This window comes from Paenarthrobacter ureafaciens (assembly GCF_004028095.1).
Lineage (GTDB): Bacteria > Actinomycetota > Actinomycetes > Actinomycetales > Micrococcaceae > Arthrobacter > Arthrobacter ureafaciens.
The window spans coordinates 2135884-2151865 of record NZ_SBHM01000007.1 but is presented as its reverse complement, the minus strand read 5'-3'; the positions used below and the strand labels follow the sequence as shown (position 1 = coordinate 2151865).

At 63.9% G+C, this 15982-nt stretch carries 17 protein-coding genes and 1 tRNA gene; 12 read left to right on the top strand and 6 right to left on the bottom strand.

Annotated features, from left to right (window positions below; genetic code table 11):
• Positions 1-126 precede the first annotated feature (126 nt).
• Entirely contained in the window at positions 127-684 is a 558-nt protein-coding gene (locus tag AUR_RS14350; RefSeq protein ID WP_062095287.1) for a hypothetical protein, read from the top strand.
• Between the two features lie 98 nt (positions 685-782).
• On the opposite strand, the gene AUR_RS14345 is transcribed toward AUR_RS14350, so the two are convergent.
• The gene (locus AUR_RS14345; RefSeq protein WP_021474268.1) at positions 783-1463 is read right to left on the bottom strand and encodes a response regulator transcription factor; all 681 of its coding nucleotides are present in this window, start codon (positions 1461-1463) and stop codon (positions 783-785) included.
• Positions 1460-2737 (bottom strand): sensor histidine kinase, encoded by a 1278-nt coding sequence (locus AUR_RS14340; RefSeq protein WP_197521596.1) that lies wholly within the window; start codon positions 2735-2737, stop codon positions 1460-1462. The genes AUR_RS14345 and AUR_RS14340 overlap by 4 nt, the downstream gene beginning before the upstream one ends.
• Before the next feature lie 198 nt (positions 2738-2935).
• Between AUR_RS14340 and phoU the strand changes: the two genes are divergently transcribed.
• Complete coding sequence (gene phoU, locus AUR_RS14335; protein WP_062095285.1) at positions 2936-3589, top strand: phosphate signaling complex protein PhoU; 654 nt, start codon at positions 2936-2938, stop codon at positions 3587-3589.
• Between the two features lie 94 nt (positions 3590-3683).
• Here the strand turns inward: phoU and AUR_RS14330 are convergent, their stop codons facing one another.
• The gene (locus AUR_RS14330) at positions 3684-4430 is read right to left on the bottom strand and encodes a phosphoglyceromutase (protein WP_062095283.1); all 747 of its coding nucleotides are present in this window, start codon (positions 4428-4430) and stop codon (positions 3684-3686) included.
• Positions 4431-4831: 401 nt separating this feature from the next.
• Between AUR_RS14330 and AUR_RS14325 the strand changes: the two genes are divergently transcribed.
• The gene (locus AUR_RS14325; RefSeq protein WP_206616254.1) at positions 4832-5677 is read left to right on the top strand and encodes a class I SAM-dependent methyltransferase; all 846 of its coding nucleotides are present in this window, start codon (positions 4832-4834) and stop codon (positions 5675-5677) included.
• On the opposite strand, the gene AUR_RS14320 is transcribed toward AUR_RS14325, so the two are convergent.
• Both AUR_RS14320 and AUR_RS14315 read right to left on the bottom strand, forming a co-directional pair.
• Positions 5662-6003, bottom strand: coding sequence for a DUF2516 family protein (locus AUR_RS14320; protein WP_062095280.1), 342 nt, complete (start codon positions 6001-6003; stop codon positions 5662-5664). The two genes, AUR_RS14325 and AUR_RS14320, sit on opposite strands and share 16 nt — an antisense overlap.
• 10 nt (positions 6004-6013) lie before the next feature.
• Positions 6014-7198 carry a trans-sulfuration enzyme family protein gene (locus AUR_RS14315; RefSeq protein WP_062099024.1) on the bottom strand — a complete coding sequence of 395 codons (1185 nt, stop codon included), beginning with the start codon at positions 7196-7198 and terminating at the stop codon, positions 6014-6016.
• A gap of 82 nt (positions 7199-7280) precedes the next feature.
• Between AUR_RS14315 and tmk the strand changes: the two genes are divergently transcribed.
• From tmk to AUR_RS14295, 4 genes are all read left to right on the top strand, one after another.
• Complete coding sequence (gene tmk / locus AUR_RS14310) at positions 7281-7931, top strand: dTMP kinase (protein ID WP_062095278.1); 651 nt, start codon at positions 7281-7283, stop codon at positions 7929-7931.
• Positions 7928-9079 (top strand): DNA polymerase III subunit delta', encoded by a 1152-nt coding sequence (locus AUR_RS14305; RefSeq protein ID WP_021474260.1) that lies wholly within the window; start codon positions 7928-7930, stop codon positions 9077-9079. Before tmk ends, AUR_RS14305 begins: the two co-directional genes overlap by 4 nt.
• A gap of 8 nt (positions 9080-9087) precedes the next feature.
• Positions 9088-10632, top strand: coding sequence for an alpha/beta hydrolase (locus AUR_RS14300; RefSeq protein ID WP_021474259.1), 1545 nt, complete (start codon positions 9088-9090; stop codon positions 10630-10632).
• A gap of 86 nt (positions 10633-10718) precedes the next feature.
• Positions 10719-10791: transfer RNA gene (locus tag AUR_RS14295), tRNA-Thr, on the top strand.
• An 88-nt stretch (positions 10792-10879) separates the two neighbouring features.
• On the opposite strand, the gene AUR_RS20580 is transcribed toward AUR_RS14295, so the two are convergent.
• Positions 10880-11551: a GerMN domain-containing protein gene (locus tag AUR_RS20580; protein WP_062095276.1), complete on the bottom strand. Its 672-nt coding sequence runs from the start codon at positions 11549-11551 to the stop codon at positions 10880-10882.
• A gap of 210 nt (positions 11552-11761) precedes the next feature.
• On the opposite strand from AUR_RS20580, the gene AUR_RS14285 reads away from it, so the two are divergent.
• The 5 genes from AUR_RS14285 to AUR_RS14270 all read left to right on the top strand — a co-directional run bounded on the left by AUR_RS14285 (position 11762) and on the right by AUR_RS14270 (position 15778).
• A complete protein-coding gene (locus AUR_RS14285) occupies positions 11762-12235 on the top strand; it encodes a hypothetical protein (protein ID WP_241650930.1) in 474 nt (157 codons plus the stop codon).
• 22 nt (positions 12236-12257) lie between these two features.
• Entirely contained in the window at positions 12258-12461 is a 204-nt protein-coding gene (locus AUR_RS20575) for a hypothetical protein (protein WP_241650929.1), read from the top strand.
• Between the two features lie 233 nt (positions 12462-12694).
• A complete protein-coding gene (locus AUR_RS14280; protein ID WP_062095275.1) occupies positions 12695-14050 on the top strand; it encodes a hemolysin family protein in 1356 nt (451 codons plus the stop codon).
• Positions 14047-15087 (top strand): hemolysin family protein, encoded by a 1041-nt coding sequence (locus AUR_RS14275; protein WP_062095273.1) that lies wholly within the window; start codon positions 14047-14049, stop codon positions 15085-15087. The genes AUR_RS14280 and AUR_RS14275 overlap by 4 nt, the downstream gene beginning before the upstream one ends.
• A 91-nt stretch (positions 15088-15178) precedes the next feature.
• Positions 15179-15778 carry a TetR/AcrR family transcriptional regulator gene (locus AUR_RS14270; protein WP_062095270.1) on the top strand — a complete coding sequence of 200 codons (600 nt, stop codon included), beginning with the start codon at positions 15179-15181 and terminating at the stop codon, positions 15776-15778.
• Positions 15779-15982: the final 204 nt, after the last annotated feature.

Below are 15982 nucleotides of genomic sequence, written 5' to 3'. Positions count from 1 at the left end.
GTTGTATCCGCCGTCGTGGGCGCCACAAAGGCTTCCCGAATCCTCGTTTCGCCCGATTTGCCGATAGGCTATGGCTGAAAACTTTCCAATGACTCTTGAGGAGTAGGTGTCGTGCGCATTTCTGCGATGAACACTGTCCAGCGCGGCAAGCTGGCAATTGCGGCCGCTGCAATCGGCGTCGGTCTTCTGTCCGTCACCGGCTGCGGCTTCGTCAACGCCCAGCAGACTTCGCACCAGTACTCGGCATCCGACGGGGTCAAGGCTGACCTCGGCCAGCTGCAGTTGCGCAACATCCTGATCGTGGCTTCCGGCGAGAAGGAGCCCGGACGCGTCATCGGCGCTGTCTTCAACCAGGGCACCTCGGACGCTACCCTGACCATCAGCGGCGCAAACGGCTCCCAGACCGAAATCCCGGTCAAGGCAAACTCCGAGACGTACCTGAACACCGGCTCCGACTCCGCGATCCTCAGCAGCGCCGGCGTTATCCCCGGCGGCCTGACCCCGGTGACCATCCGCAGCGGTTCCGACTCCGCCACGATCAACGTGCCTGTTGTGGACGGCACCCTTCCTGAGTACAAGGAATACCTGCCCACCCCCAGCGGTTCGGCATCGCCCACCTCTACGGAGTCCGGTTCGGCCTCGCCCTCCGCTACCTCCACCGAGTCGGCTGGAGCCGGCCACTAGGACCGCGCTCTTACAAGCAACTGCAAGGGAGGGGTTCCGCTACGGCGGAACCCCTCCCTTGTTTGTTTCTTCATGGACTTAGGGCCCATGCCCTCGGCCTACGGCTCGAACTTGTACCCCAGTCCGCGGACGGTGACCAAATAGCGGGGGGCCGAAGGATCCGGCTCAATCTTGCTCCTAAGCCTCTTGACGTGGACATCCAGGGTCTTGGTATCCCCTACATAGTCCGAACCCCACACCCGGTCGATCAACTGCCCGCGGGTCAACACCCGCCCGGAGTTGCGCAGGAGCATCTCCAGCAGTTCGAATTCCTTGAGGGGCAGGGAGACTTGCTGCCCGTTAACGCTGACCACGTGCCGTTCTATGTCCATGCGGACAGGCCCGGCCTGCACGGTGGAAGAGATGAGCTCCTCGGGCTCGCCTTGGCGGCGAAGGACGGCCCGGACACGCGCCACCAATTCACGTGAAGAGTACGGCTTGGTGACGTAGTCGTCGGCACCGAGTTCCAGGCCCACTACTTTGTCGATCTCCGAGTCCTTGGCGGTCAGCATGATCACCGGCACGCTGGAGCGTTGCCGCAATTGCCTGCACACTTCAGTTCCTGGTGTTCCCGGCAACTGCAGGTCAAGCAGGACGAGGTCTGCCCCGTTGCGATCGAACTCCACCAAGGCATCACTGCCGTTGTCCACTACTTCAACGTCGAAACCCTCCTTGCCCAATAGGTAGGACAGTGGGTCGCTGAAGGACTCTTCGTCCTCCACGATCAAAATCCGGCTCAAGCGCTGGCTCCTTGCTCTTGGGCGCCGCTGGCGCCCTCTTGTTGACTTTCATTGCGAGCGTGGCCCGCTCGTTGGGGTTCGACGGCGGCGCTCCCCTGGTGCTGTCCGGGAAGCGGAACCGGGTTGGCAGTGGAAGGCGGGAGTCCGCCGTCGTCCTGGCTTTCCAACTCGGGCAAGCGGATGGTGAACGTGGAGCCGTGGCCGGGCTGGGACCATACCGTCACTTCGCCGCCGTGGTTGGAGACAATGTGTTTGACGATGCTCAGCCCCAAGCCCGTGCCGCCGGTGTGGCGGGAGCGGGCGGCGTCCACGCGGTAGAAGCGCTCGAACACGCGCTCCTGGTCTTCGGGAGTCAGCCCTTCGCCCTGGTCCGTCACTGACACCGCGACCACGCCTTCGCGGGTCCGGACGCCCACTCCCACCTGGCTGTTTTCGGGCGAGTAGCGGATGGCGTTGTCGATGAGGTTGCGCAGTGCGGTCACCAGCAAGTCCCGGTCGCCGAAGACTTCGGTGTCCGCATGGCCTCCCACCACTATCCGTATGTTCTTGCTCTCTGCCGGCAGCTGGGAGCGGTCCACGGCCTCCAGGATCACGGCGTTGACGTCCACGGCGTTGCCCTGCTGGGCGACGTTGGCGCCTTGCAGGCGTGACAATTCGATGATGTCCTGCACCAGGGCTGCGAGGCGGCCCGATTCCTTGTGCATGCGCTTGGCGAAACGGCGCACGGCCTCCTCGTCATCCGCGGACGCTTCGAGGGCTTCGGCCAAAAGGGAGATGGCCCCTACCGGGGTCTTGAGTTCGTGGGAAACGTTGGCCACGAAGTCGTTGCGGATTTCCTCCGTGCGGGTGATCTCGGTGCGGTCGTCGGCAAGCAGCAGTATGTATTCCTGCCCGAGCATCGCTGCCCGGACCTGCACGACAATCGCGCCCTTGCCCATCGGTCCCCGCGGCAGCTCGTACTGTTCTTCCAGGATCACGCCGTCGCGGCGGACCTTGGCGGTCATTTCCAGAAGCTGCTTGTGGACCACCGTGTGCCCGCGGACCAAGCCATAGGCATAGGCGCCGGGGCTGGCCCGGACGACGCCGTCGATCGCATCCACCACCACGAAAGCACGGCCCACCACGGACAGTACTTCCGCTGCCCCTTCGGGAAGCACGGGCTCGGAGATGCCTAAGTCCTCGATCTTCCGTTGCCGCTCACTGATGCCGAAAGCGAGCATGCCGAACACGCCCAAGGACAGGCCAACCAGGCCGGCAATGACGCCTACGAGCAACGGATCCACTCGACCAGCTTATGCTGTGCAAACGTGGCGATGCATGGTTCCGGAGGCAAACCCGAACGGTTCAACTAACGTTCACCTAAAGGTGCGGAACCGTTCACGGGCTACTGTCAATGTTGCTTGTTGGACTACCCGTGGTTTTTGCGATCCCGGCCGCCGCCTGTGCCGGGTCTCGAAGGAAAGGACGCCTTAGTGCGCAAGGTTTTTCAGTCGGAGCTCACCCAGGTTGGCGACGACCTCATCGAGATCTCCAAACTCGTTCACGAAGCTATCACCAAGGCCACCACTGCTTTTGAAGGTGCCGACGTTGACCTTGCCCAAGACGTCATCGCGGCCGATGCGCGCATCGATTTCCTGCAGAACAGCCTGGACGAGCGTGCCATCGACATCCTTGCCCTCCAGGGTCCGGTGGCCAGCGACCTGCGCATGATTGTTGGCTCCCTTCGCATGAGTGCCTCGTTGGAACGGATGGGCGACCTCGCCCGGCACGTCGCCCAGCTGGCCCGGCTCCGTTACCCGGCCAACGTCATCCCCTCTTCGCTCACTGAGACTTTCCAGGCCATGGCCCGGTACGACATTGAGATCGTCGCCAAGGTCATCGAGCTCCTGGAGACCCGCGACCTCGAAGTTGCCCGCGACATCCTCAAGATCAACATCGCGGTGGACGACCTCCACCTGAGCGTCTTCAAGGCGATCGCTGCTCCCGAGTGGAAGGAATCCGCTGCCACCACGGTGGATGTTGCCCTTGCGAGCCGCTACTTCGAGCGCTTCGCCGACCATGGGGTCTCGGTTGCCCGCAAGGTCACCTACCTGGTCACCGGAGAGTGGCAGCCTGAGGGCTTCTAATACAGGGCAGTTAAATCACGACGGCGGTCCGGTCACCCAAGGTGACCGGACCGCCGTCGTATGTCCAGCGTTCTTCAGCCGGGGCGGCGAAGCCTTACTTCTTGCCCTGGTTGGCCACTGCGAGGATAGCCTCGGCTGCGGCGTCGGGGTCCAGGTAGGTGCCGCCCGGGGTGACGGGCTTGAAGTCTTCGTCCAGTTCGTAGACCAGCGGGATGCCGGTCGGGATGTTCAGCGAGGCAATGGCGTCATCGCTGATGCCGTTCAGGTGCTTCACGAGTGCACGCAGGGAGTTGCCGTGGGCCGTCACCAGGACGGTCTTGCCGGCCTTGAGGTCTTCCTTGATGTCCGATTCCCAGTAGGGAAGCAGGCGGACAAGGACATCCTTGAGGCACTCCGTGCGGGGAAGGGCATCGCCGAGGTCCTTGTAACGGACATCGTTGGCCTGCGAGAACTCGCTGTTGTCGTCCAGGGGCGGCGGCGGGGTGTCGTAGCTGCGGCGCCATTCCATGAACTGCTCTTCGCCAAACTCGGCGAGGGTCTGGGCTTTGTCCTTACCCTGGAGGGCACCGTAGTGACGCTCATTCAGACGCCAGTCACGCTTGACCGGGATCCAGCCGCGGTCGGCCTTGTCCAGGGCGATGTTCGCCGTGTTGATGGCACGCTTCAGCAGCGAGGTGTAGAGGACGTCCGGGAGAACGTTGTTCTCGACCAGGAGTTCCCCGCCGCGCGCTGCTTCCTTGCGGCCTTGGTCGTTCAGGTCAACGTCCACCCATCCGGTGAACAGGTTCTTGGCGTTCCATTCGCTGTGGCCATGGCGCAGCAGAATCAGCTTGTAAGTCATGGTTTTCATCCTAGCCGAGGCGTGTTCCCTCCCGCCGGGCATTACGCCGTGCACCGGGCCCTGGGCTCCGGGGCTGGGCTCCGGGCTCTGGGCTCCGGGCTCTGGGCTCTGGGCGGCGGTGTGGTCCGTTGGGCGCCCGGGGAGCACGGGTTCTTCGTGGGCGGCCGCACCCGTTTCCGCCTGGCGCACCCCTACTTCGGCGCCATCGCACCCGTTCACGCACAGCGCCCCCATAACCACGGGAGCGGAAGGCGGCAAAGGGGGGCGCCCAAGACAAGCCCACCCCAGCCCCAAGCCCGCAGCCCCCAGCGGCCACCCCGGACCACCCTTAACCACGACGCCGCGGCGCCCCACTCCCCCTGCCCCGCGCACCGCCAGGGCCGCACCGATACAGTGGAGCCGTGGTGCAAAAAGCTGAACGGGTAGCCTCTCCCCGGAGCCGGGGCGGGAAGCCGGTGGGCAACGTGACCCGGGGCACCACGAATCCCAACAGGATGCGTCGGTTGGACAGGTGGTTGGCCGGCCCGCAGGCGTGGCGGCTCCGCACCGCCGTCGAGCCCCTTGTCATCGACCTGGGCTACGGCGCCTCCCCGACCACCGCCGTCGAACTTTTTGAACGGCTGCAAGCAGTGCGGCCGGACGTTCGCGTCTGCGGAATCGAGATCGAACCTGAGCGGGTGCGCACCGCGAAGCCGTTGGAACGGCGGGGCCTGAGCTTCCATGTGGGAGGATTCGAGATCCCTGTCCCCGGCAAGCCGGTCATTGTCCGGGCCTTCAATGTGCTCCGGCAGTACGAGGAAGCCGACGTTCCGGAGATCTGGCACCTGGTTCAGTCGCGGCTGGCGCCGGGTGGTTTGTTCATTGATGGAACATGTGACGAAATCGGCCGTCGGGTCACGTGGGTGGCTTTGGACCCGGCCCGACCCCTGAGCCTGAGCTTCTCCGTGCGTTTCGGCAGCTTCGAGCAACCATCGGACGTGGCGGAGCGGTTACCAAAGGCCCTCATCCACAGGAACGTGCCGGGCGAGCCGATCCACACGTTCCTGCAGGCCATGGACCGGGCGTGGCTGGAGGCCGCGCCGCTGGCGTCGTTCGGGAACCGGCAACGTTGGACGCAGATGTGCCGGACATTGCGCGACGCCGGTTGGCCGCTGTTGGACGGACCGTCGCGGTGGCGGCTGGGTGAATTAACAGTGGCGTGGGATGCCGTGGCGCCCCGCCGGGAGGATGCTTACCAGGGTCCGTAAGGTCCGACGTTCCGGCTGCCTCCGCTGCCTGCCTCGCGGACAGCAGGACGCACGTCGGCGAGGTACACGCAAGCCGCGGTCACGGCGGCGATGCCGAAGAGTCCCAGTCCCCCTCCACCACCGAGCAAGCTCAGCGCGCCGATAGCGAACGCGATGCCGGTGAGGGCGGTCCAGAACGTCTTGGTGCGCTTGGAGGCAGCGACAAAGAGGGTGGGGCGGTGGCGCAAGCAGTCCACGAATGCCCAGACCTCAAGAGCCAAGGCCACCAATCCCAAGATGAAGTAGACCCCGCTGGTGACAATGCCAATCAAGTATTTTCCGTCCACGCCTTTTAGCCTAGCTGCCCAGCGACTTCAGCGCTTGCTCGAGGTCGGCCCAGAGGTCCTCGACGTTCTCGATGCCGACGCTCAGGCGCACCAGGTTCTCCGGAACGCTGAGTGGCTCTGCCGTGTGCCGGCGTCGACGTTCAATGAGGGATTCAACTCCGCCCAAGGATGTAGCAGGGAGCCACAGTTCAAGGGCCCGGACCAGTTCATCGGCCGCATCGGCCCCGCTGCGGGCGGCGTCACTTGCGATCTGGATACACAGGATAGAGCCGAAGCCCTGCATCTGGTCCTTGGCACGTTGGTGGCCGGGATCGGACGGGAGGCCCGGGAACCGGATTGCCTCAACACGGGGGTGAAGGCTTAGCCGCTCGGCCAGGACCGCCGCCGAGGCCTGCGACCGCTCAATGCGAAGCGCCAGTGTCCGCAGGCCCCGCAGGGCAAGCCACGCCTCGAACGGACCGGCGATTCCGCCGTGGATGATGCGGTGGTGCAGAAGGGCGGCGCGCAGTTCCGGATTGGACGTCACCAAGGCGCCGAGGACGACGTCGGAGTGCCCGGCCAGGTACTTGGTCACCGAATGGAGTACGACGTCGGACCCCAGGCTGAGAGGCTTCTGCACCAACGGCGTCGAGAAAGTATTGTCCGTAACCACGATCGCGCCCACCGCGTGGGCAGCCTCGGTCAGGGCCCGGATGTCGGCGATGCCGAGCATGGGGTTGGTGGGGCTTTCGAGCCACAGCAGGTCGGCGGGTTTGCCGTCTGCAGGATCGATCAACGCTTTGACGGCCTCGGTATCCGCGATGTCCACGGTCCGCAGTTCAAGGACGCCTTTTTCTGCCAGCTCCGTGGCCATGACCAGCGAACCCGCGTAACTGTGCGAGGGCATGACCACGACGCCGCCGGCCGGCACCAAGGAGAGTGCGGAGCTGACTGCAGCGAGGCCGGAAGCGTACAGCAGGCCGGGGAGCTCCGCGCCTTCGAGCTTGGCAAGGGCTTCCTCGAACGGATCCCAGGTGGGGTTCGCGTAACGTCCGTAGCCGCGGTCCCCGTCGCCGAGCGAACCAGTTCCGAAGTATGTGGAGGACAGGACGATGGGTGGATTGACCGGTTCATCGTGCTTGCGTTCAGGCCGCCCGGCAGCAACCACAAGGGTTTCCGGGGACAAATCGGCAGCATGGTGATCGGAAAGGCTCATGGATTCAGGGTACGGCTGCCGAACCCTGTGGATGAAAGGCATTACGCATCTTTATGTCAGGGAAGCTCGGTAGGCTAGACGGGTGAGTATCCAGAGCCCAGGTCTTTTCATCGCGTTCGAAGGCGGGGACGGAGCGGGCAAGTCCACGCAGGCCGCCCGGCTCTTCGACGCCCTCGAATCCAAGGGCCTCACGGTGCTGCGGACACGCGAACCCGGCGGAACTCCCATTGGCGAGAAGCTGCGTTCCCTGGTGCTGGACCACGGCCACGGGACCATAGATGCCCGCACGGAGGCGTTAATGTTCGCCGCTGCCCGTGCTGCACACGCCAGCCAGGTGATCCGTCCGGCCCTGGCGTTGGGCCACGTGGTCATTACCGACCGCTACATCGACTCCTCCGTCGCCTACCAGGGCGCTGGTCGAGGGCTGGGCGCCGAGGACGTCAGGTCGCTCAACGAGTGGGCAACCGAAGGGCTCCATCCGCACCTCACGGTACTGCTCGACGTCGAGCCCTCCGACGGTCGCGAACGGCGGACGGCGGGTGACGCCGCCGAGGACCGGCTGGAATCCGAACCCGACACTTTCCACACAGCAATCCGGGATGCCTTCCTCCAGTTGGCTGCCGCCGCGCCGGACAGCTACCTGGTGCTGCCCGCGGCCTTGGACATCGAGACGTTGGCTGCACGGATCCTCGAACGGGTGGAAGCCCTGTTGGGTGATCGGGTCAGCCAATGAGCGTATGGGATGACCTGCAGGGACAAGCCCCGGTAGTCGCACAGTTGAAACAGGCCGCCCAGTCAGAGAGCGGCCTGACCCATGCGTGGCTGTTCACGGGTCCGCCCGGATCCGGCCGTTCCAATGCCGCCAAGGCCTTCGCTGCGGCCCTCAACTGCCAGCAGGACGACGTCACTTTGCGGGGCTGCGGCGAATGCCCCGCGTGCCACACCATCCTTGGCGAAACACACTCGGACGTTACGTTCGTGCGGACCGAGAAAGTCACCATCACCATTGACGAGGCCCGGGAATTGGTGGCCAAAGCCGGCGACCGGCCTTCCACCGGCCGTTGGCGCATCATCGTGGTGGAGGACGCCGACCGCATGGCCGAACGGACCACCAACGTGCTGCTCAAAGCCATCGAGGAGCCCACTCCCCGGACCATATGGATGCTGTGCGCACCCTCCCCGGCAGATGTGCTCGTAACCATTCGTTCGCGATGCCGCCCGGTGACCTTGCGCTTGCCTCCTGCCTCCGACGTCGCCGATCTTTTGGTGAGGCGCGACGGAGTCGAACGTGGCCTTGCCGAGCGGGCCGCACGCGCGGCACAGAGCCACATCGGCATCGCCCGGCGACTGGCACGCGACGCCGACGCCCGGGAACGCCGTTTGGAAACAGTCCGCATTCCGCTTGGCCTGCGCGGAGTAACGGCAGCGGTGATGATGGCCGAAAAGCTGGTGAAGATCGCCACGGAAGAGGCCAACAGTTCCAACGACGAACGCGACGCTGCGGAAAAAGTGGCATTGTTGGCAAGCCTCGGGGCGCCCGAATCCGGCACCCTTCCGCCGTCGATGCGCAGCCAGGTCAAGCAGCTGGAAGACGACCAAAAGCGCCGCGCCAAGCGCTCCGTCACGGATTCGCTGGACCGGACCCTGACGGACCTGTTGTCCTTCTACCGTGATGTCCTCATCATCCAGCTTGGGAACGCGGTGGACTTGGTTAACGTTGAGCTACAAAGCGAGCTGGAAGAGTACGCGCGCCAGTCCGCCCCCGAAACCACGCTCGCCCGGATGGACGCCATCAATAAGGCACGCGTCCGCATCACCACTACCAACGTGGCACCGCTGTTGGCAGTGGAGTCAATGGCTACAAGCCTGATCCAGCAATAGGAGAATCCATGAAGTCCGCACCCCGCCGGTTCGCCGCGTTCTGCCTCGCCATGGTGTCCATGCTGGTGCTCAGCGCATGCTCCCTGCCGTTCCTTCCCGCCCCCACAGCCAAACCTTCCACCAGTACGGTGGACCCCTCAATCGCTGCGTCCGCGCCGGAAGGACTGGAGAAGTTCTACTCCCAGGGGGTGGAGTGGAGTTCCTGCGAAGACGGGTTCGAATGCGGCAAGGTGCAGGTCCCCCTGGATTACGGAAAACCGGATTCGGAGGAGATCACCCTCTCAGCCATCAAGCTCGCAAGCAACGGCAGCAAGAAAGGCACGGTCCTGATCAACCCGGGCGGGCCGGGCGGCTCCGGCGTCGACTTCGTCAAGGACAGCGGAAAGTCGCACTTCACCCAGAAGCTGCGCTCCAACTACGACATCGTGGGTTTCGATCCCCGCGGCGTTAAGAGGTCCGCACCTGTGACCTGCATGTCCTCGGATGCCGAACGGGACGCCGCCCGTGAGAAGGACTTCCGGAAGGACACGGACGAGGGACTGGCCGCTGCGCTGGCCTTCAACAAAACGGTGGCCAAGCAGTGCGCCGAAAAGACCGGGCCGGTCCTTGAACACATTGATACCGTGAGCGCCGCCAAGGACCTTGACGTCCTCCGGGCCGTGGTCAACGACGCCAAGCTCAATTACCTCGGTTACTCGTACGGAACGTTCCTGGGCTCCACGTACGCAGACCTGTTCCCGGAGAACGTCGGGCGGCTGGTCCTCGACGGCGCGGTTGATCCCTCCATCAGCAACGAAGAACTCACCGCTGGTCAGGCGAGGGCGTTCGAGAAAGCCATCCGGACCTACGTAGCCAACTGCCTGGGCCAAAACAACTGCCCGCTGAGCGGCGGAGTAGACAACGGCGTCCAAGAGATCCGGGACCTCATCAATGCGGTGGACGCGAATCCGCAGACTGCCCGGGACGGACGGCTCGTCACGGGAACCGAATTCGTGAACGGCCTGATTCTGCCGTTGTACGACAACCAAAGCTGGCCGGCTTTGACCCAGGCGTTGGAGACCGCTTTCTCCGGAGATGTCTCCCAGATGCTCCGCATCGCGGACCTCGGCGCGGACCGGGACCCCAGCGGAAAATACACCTCCAACTCGGCCTTCGCCTTCACCGCCATCAACTGCCTTGACTACCCCATGGTCACTGACACCGCCGGGATGCGCGCAGAAGAAGCCAAGCTCAAGCAGGACTCCCCCACATTTGGCAGCTTCTTCGCCTACGGCGGCCTGACGTGCAAGGAATGGCCGTACCAGCCAAAACGCCAGCCGGCAGCCGTCGATTACACGGGTTCCGCACCCATCGTGGTGATCGGCACCACCGGTGATCCGGCCACGCCTTTGGAATGGTCGGAGTCCCTTCGCAAGCAACTGGAAAACGCCGCCCTGGTGACCTGGGAGGGTGAGGGGCACACAGCTTACGGCCGCTCCAACTCCTGCGTCAGCACCGCCGTCGACGACTACTTTGTAGACGGCAAGCTGCCGCAGGACGGCTTGAAATGCTAGGGCTCCTGCCCGTTTTGACCCGGGCCGCGTGACTCTATTACAGTTATGTCTTGCGTGATCGGCCGGAAACGGCAGATGGACGCGGTGCTTCCTTAGCTCAGTCGGTAGAGCGTTTCACTCGTAATGAAAAGGTCATCAGTTCGATTCTGATAGGAAGCTCGGTTGAACCCCGGATAGCCCTACTTCAAGGGCAATCCGGGGTTTTTTATTGACCGTCTTACTCGCGGGCTGCTCCGGAAGCCACGCCCTACTTGAGGCTTAACACCTCGTCGATCGGCCGGTTGTTGACGAACACCTGCGCGCTCGTCGCTCCGGACGCGGCCATGGCGGTGTATTCCAGCTGGGCCTTCGCGCGCGGGACATCGCATACGCCACCCAGCATGAACTGCCCGGAGAGCCAAATGGTGATGCCGCTGCCGTTCAGCTCGCCGCCAAGGTAACTGAGGTTGGACTGGTACAGCACGTTGATCAGCCCGGAGAGGCCGACGTCGCGGCTCTTGTTGGCAAGAAGGGCGTTGATGCTCGGGCCCACCTGGTCCGTGAAGGTGACCGGCGCCGTCGTGGTGGCCACCACGCTGTCACCGCACCCGATGCGCGGCCCGGAGACGCCGTTGTCGCCGACGGCCACGTAGTAAACGGTGAGCGGTCCGGTCTGTTCAGGGAGACCGGACGGCACTGGTTCCTGCGTGGCTGGCGGGCTTGCGGGGGCGGACGACGGCGGCGCGACAGGCGTGGAGGCGGCCGGGGCTGAGGTGGTGGCCGACGCCGTCGTGCCCGCTGTTGAGGTGGGGCCGGTCGTCGCGCTTGGGCTGGCGCTGCTCGTGGTGGGCGACGGACTCGGCGGCCCGAAGCAGGCTGTCAGGACCATCAGGCTGCTGAGCCCGAGAATGCAGAGTGCCGAGAACCTGGGCCTGGTCATGATGCCCCCTTGAAACCTGACGACGCCGTTGCCGGCGCCACTTTCAAGCTACGCCTGAGGGTTATTCCATAACAGGGACTAAAGTCCGGGCTGTTGGGGCCGCCTGCATGGCAGGCGGGGGCTTTGTGCCCTGTTTACGGTCCGGGACCGGTCCTAGCCTGAGTTAAGCAGCGCGGTGAAGGGCCGGCTGCCGGATCCGGGAGGCATACGGTGAAATCGGCAAACGCAAGCATCATCGCAGGCGTCGTCATCATTGTGCTGGGGGTCCTGCTGCTGCTGGACAGGGTGGGCATCATGGACACCGCATCTTTCGTGGCACCGCTGATTTTCGCGGCCGTTGGGGTCGTGTTCCTTGCCCTGTTCATCCGTCGTCGGGCGAACTGGTGGGCGGCCATCCCCGGGTCCGTGTTCCTGGGCCTGGCTGCGGTTATCACCACCGCCCAGCTCACGGGCGGCGCCTGGGGTGCAGCCTTCCTGTTCGTCTTCATGGGTGCCGGCTTTGCCGCCGTGTTCCTCCGCGAACCGGGCAACTGGTGGGCCCTGATCCCTTCCGGCGTCATGTTCACCTGGCGGTCATCGTGGCCTCCCGCAGGAACTGCAGGGTACCCCTACCGCCGCCATCCTCTTCCTGGGTTTGGCGGCCACCTTTGGTGTGCTTTCGCTGGTTCCGGTGCGCGTCGATGAAACCAGCGACCACAGGAAACGGATGAAATGGCCGTTGATTCCGGCCGGGGCACTGGCGGTGATGGGGCTGATCTTCATCCTCCAGGCCACGGTCCTGCTGATCCCTGCGAATTTCGCCTTCCCTGTGGTCATGATCGTGGCCGGCGCCGCCCTGGTGGTGTTCGCCTACCTGTCCCACCGGGACGGACGGCGGAAGGCGCACGACCCCGGCCCGCGGGCAGGCTGAAGAACCCGGAACTGCGGATTTCCGGGGGTTTCTTTGGTTTACAACGCCCTTCCGGGATCATCAACGGTCTGCGCCTTCTCACGGTTCCGGTTTCAGCCTGCGGCGCACAAGAACGCCACGGTCCTCAACCAACCCGTAGAATGACGACATTATGGATGACCCTCCTTCACATATGCCCAGGCCCCTCTGCCCGCTGACCGGATTGCCGGTCTCCCAGGGAGAGGGGCGCCCGAATGTATGAATGGATCATGCTCGGCATAGGCCTCGTCCTCACTGTCGGCACTGGATTCTTCGTCGCTTCGGAGTTCGCTTTGGTCAATCTGGACCGGACCGAACTTGAAGCCCGCCAAGCCCGCGGCGAAAAGCGGCTGGGGCCAACCATCAAGGCCCTCAAGATCACCTCGACGCACTTGTCCGGCGCGCAGCTCGGCATCACGCTGACCACGCTGCTCACCGGCTACACCTTTGAGCCCGCCATCAGCCGGATGCTCAGCGAGCCCCTGCAGTCCTGGGGCCTCCCGGCTGATGTGGTTCCCGGGGTGGGGGCAGTTGCGGGGATTTTCCTTGCCACTGTGTTCTCGATGGTGATCGGCGAGCTGGTCCCCAAGAACTTCGCTTTGGCCTTGCCCCTCGCAACAGCCAAAGTGGTGGTTCCTTTCCAGGCGCTGTTCACCGCCGTCTTCAAACCCGCAATCCTGCTGTTCAACAACACCGCAAACAAGATCATCCGGTCCTTCGGCATCGAGCCGAAAGAGGAGCTCTCCGGTGCACGCTCAGCAGAGGAGCTGTCCTCGCTGGTGCGGCGGTCCGCCATGGAAGGCCTTCTGGATCAGGACCATGCCGAGTTGCTGAACCGAACCCTCCGGTTCTCGGAGCACACGGCCGGTGACGTCATGACTCCCCGTGTCCGTATGATGGCGGTGGATGCTGACCAAACTGCCGCCGAGATCGTGGAGTTGGCCTCTGCTACGGGGTTTTCGCGCTTCCCGGTGATTGGCCGGGACCGGGACGAAATCCTGGGCGTCCTGCACGTGAAACAGGCCTTTGCCGTCCCCTTGGAGCAGCGCGATGCAGTGGTGGCGACGTCCCTGATGACCGAACCGTTGTATGTTCCGGAGTCCAAGGACGTGGACGCCTTGCTGGTATTGCTCCGCAAACAGGGCCTGCAGGTAGCGATCGTCTCTGATGAACATGGCGGAACAGCAGGGATAGTGACCCTCGAGGACCTCGTGGAGGAAATCGTGGGCGAACTCGAAGATGAGCACGACCGGGCACGCGCAGGTGTGGTCCGGGTGGGACGCTCCATCACGTTCGACGCGTCCCTGCGGCCGGATGAGCTGCTGGACCGGACAGGGATCGTCGTCCCCGAAGGGGAAGAGTACGACACCGTGGCCGGGTTCATGTCCGACCAGCTGGACCGGGTGCCTGAATTGGGCGATGAAGTTGAGGTGGCCGGGGGCGTGCTGCGGGTGGAAAGAGTGGCCGGCGCTCAGCTGGGGCGCATCCGTTTCACTCCGGACCCCGACACTGAACACATCAGCACCCATGACCAGATCATCAACAAGATCTCCGAGGAGCTTCGGCCATGAGCGAGTACCTTCCCGGCATCATCTGGCTGGTCATCCTGCTGGTAGTGAACGCGTTCTTCGTGGGCGCCGAGTTTGCCGTGATTTCGGCCAGGCGGTCACAGATCGAGCCCAAGGCCGAGGCCGGCAGCAAAGCAGCGAAGACCACACTGTGGGCCATGGAGCATGCCACCTTGATGCTGGCCACCAGCCAGCTTGGTATTACGGTCTGCTCGCTGGTGATCCTGAATGTCTCCGAACCGGCCATCCACCACTTGCTGGAGATCCCGTTGGGCCTGACGTCCCTTCCGGCGGAAGCCATTGGCATCATTGCCTTCGTGGTGGCCCTGGTGTTGGTGACGTTCCTCCACGTGGTGGTGGGCGAGATGGTTCCCAAGAACATCTCCTTCTCGGTCCCAACCCGCGCCGCCCTCATCCTCGCTCCCCCGCTGGTTCTCGTGGCAAAGGTGTTCAAGCCCGTGATTTGGACGTTGAACGGGATCGCGAACTCCGTGTTGCGCCTGTTCCGCGTGGAGCCAAAGGAGGAGGCCACCAGCGCCTACACCTTGGATGAAGTAGCCACGATCGTTGAGCAGTCCACCCGCGTGGGTACATTGAATGACACCAGCGGCACCTTGACCGCTGCTTTCGAGTTCACGTCCAAGACGGTGGGCGAGGTTGAAGTACCGATTGCCGACATGGTGTTGTTGCCGGATTCTTCAACCCCGGCCGACATCCAAAGGACAGTAGCGGAGCATGGGTATTCCCGTTACATCCTCACTGACCGGGACGGCCAACCCTCCGGTTACCTGCACTTGAAGGACGTGATGGACCTGACCACCACGGAAAAGTTCAACCGTCCGGTGCCCGAGAAGCGAATCCGCCGCCTGGCCTCGGTCTATGTGGGCAGCGAGCTTGAGGATGCCTTGGCCTCGATGCGCAGAAGCGGCGCACACATTGCCCGCGTCTTCAACTCCGACGGCGCCACCACCGGCATGCTGTTCCTGGAAGACATCATCGAGGAACTGGTAGGCGAGGTCGAGGACGCCACCAGCGTTTAAGGCCACCACGGCAAGGCCCGGTTTGCGCTCCACCATGACGACAGGACGCGCGGACCGGGCCTCACCTGTGCGGGCACGTTAGTCTGGCCCTATGGGGACAGATACCTTGAAATCCGGCGAGCAGCTCGACAAACAGTCCCGCATCCTCGAAGCGGCCTTGGAGTTGCTCTCCCGGCACGGTATTTCCGGGGTCAGCATGCGTGCTGTGGCCCGCGAGGCCGGAGTGGCCCTTGGCCTGGTGAACTATTACTACGACGACAAAACCAGCCTGATCCGGGCGGCCTTGCAGCACGTTGATGAACACGACCTCCTCCTCGTGGCACCAGACCCAGCCGCTGACCCCGTGGAGCACCTCCGCCGCGCCCTCCGCCGGGTGGCCGGCGCCGACCTGTTGACTACCCGTTATTTGTCCCTGCGCCTGCATTTGTGGGCCCTCGCGCAAGCCGATGAGGGCTACGCCGAGATCAACGCTGCCGCGTTTGACCGCTACCTGGACGGTTTGGCGTCCCTGATCTCCAATGCCAAGCCCGGGCTTTCCTGGGGTGAATGCCGCGACCGGGCCGCCGACGTCGTCGTCATCCAGAACGGCATGTGGCTGACCTCCCTCCTCGGCATCGACGCGGCCGCCATCGAGCGCAGCATCGCCCGCACGGAAGAGATCGCTTTCGCCCCGGCGCCTGAAGCGAGCTGACGCCGACGCCGGATCGCCTGCTAAAAGTCACAAACTCACGGCTTGATATATCTGATGCCGCAAAGTCTTGAACGATCGTTCAAAGTGTTCTACTGTCTTTCTATGACCTACGACACACTCAGTCCAGGCTCCTAGCACCACAGGCCACCGCTGCATCGCAGCCAGGCACGCCACATACAGACCTTCGTGCCGGATCAACGGCTC

Bases quoted from the DNA above. Each gene is read 5' to 3' on its own strand.
- AUR_RS20575 (WP_241650929.1), top strand. From the start codon at position 12,258: ATGAAATGGCCGTTGATTCCGGCCGGGGCACTGGCGGTGATGGGGCTG.
- AUR_RS20580 (WP_062095276.1), bottom strand. From the start codon at position 11,551: ATGACCAGGCCCAGGTTCTCGGCACTCTGCATTCTCGGGCTCAGCAGC.
- AUR_RS14275 (WP_062095273.1), top strand. From the start codon at position 14,047: ATGAGCGAGTACCTTCCCGGCATCATCTGGCTGGTCATCCTGCTGGTA.
- AUR_RS14330 (WP_062095283.1), bottom strand. From the start codon at position 4,430: ATGACTTACAAGCTGATTCTGCTGCGCCATGGCCACAGCGAATGGAAC.
- AUR_RS14305 (WP_021474260.1), top strand. From the start codon at position 7,928: ATGAGCGTATGGGATGACCTGCAGGGACAAGCCCCGGTAGTCGCACAG.
- AUR_RS14350 (WP_062095287.1), top strand. From the start codon at position 127: ATGAACACTGTCCAGCGCGGCAAGCTGGCAATTGCGGCCGCTGCAATC.
- AUR_RS14270 (WP_062095270.1), top strand. From the start codon at position 15,179: ATGGGGACAGATACCTTGAAATCCGGCGAGCAGCTCGACAAACAGTCC.
- AUR_RS14315 (WP_062099024.1), bottom strand. From the start codon at position 7,198: ATGAGCCTTTCCGATCACCATGCTGCCGATTTGTCCCCGGAAACCCTT.
- AUR_RS14280 (WP_062095275.1), top strand. From the start codon at position 12,695: ATGTATGAATGGATCATGCTCGGCATAGGCCTCGTCCTCACTGTCGGC.
- AUR_RS14300 (WP_021474259.1), top strand. From the start codon at position 9,088: ATGAAGTCCGCACCCCGCCGGTTCGCCGCGTTCTGCCTCGCCATGGTG.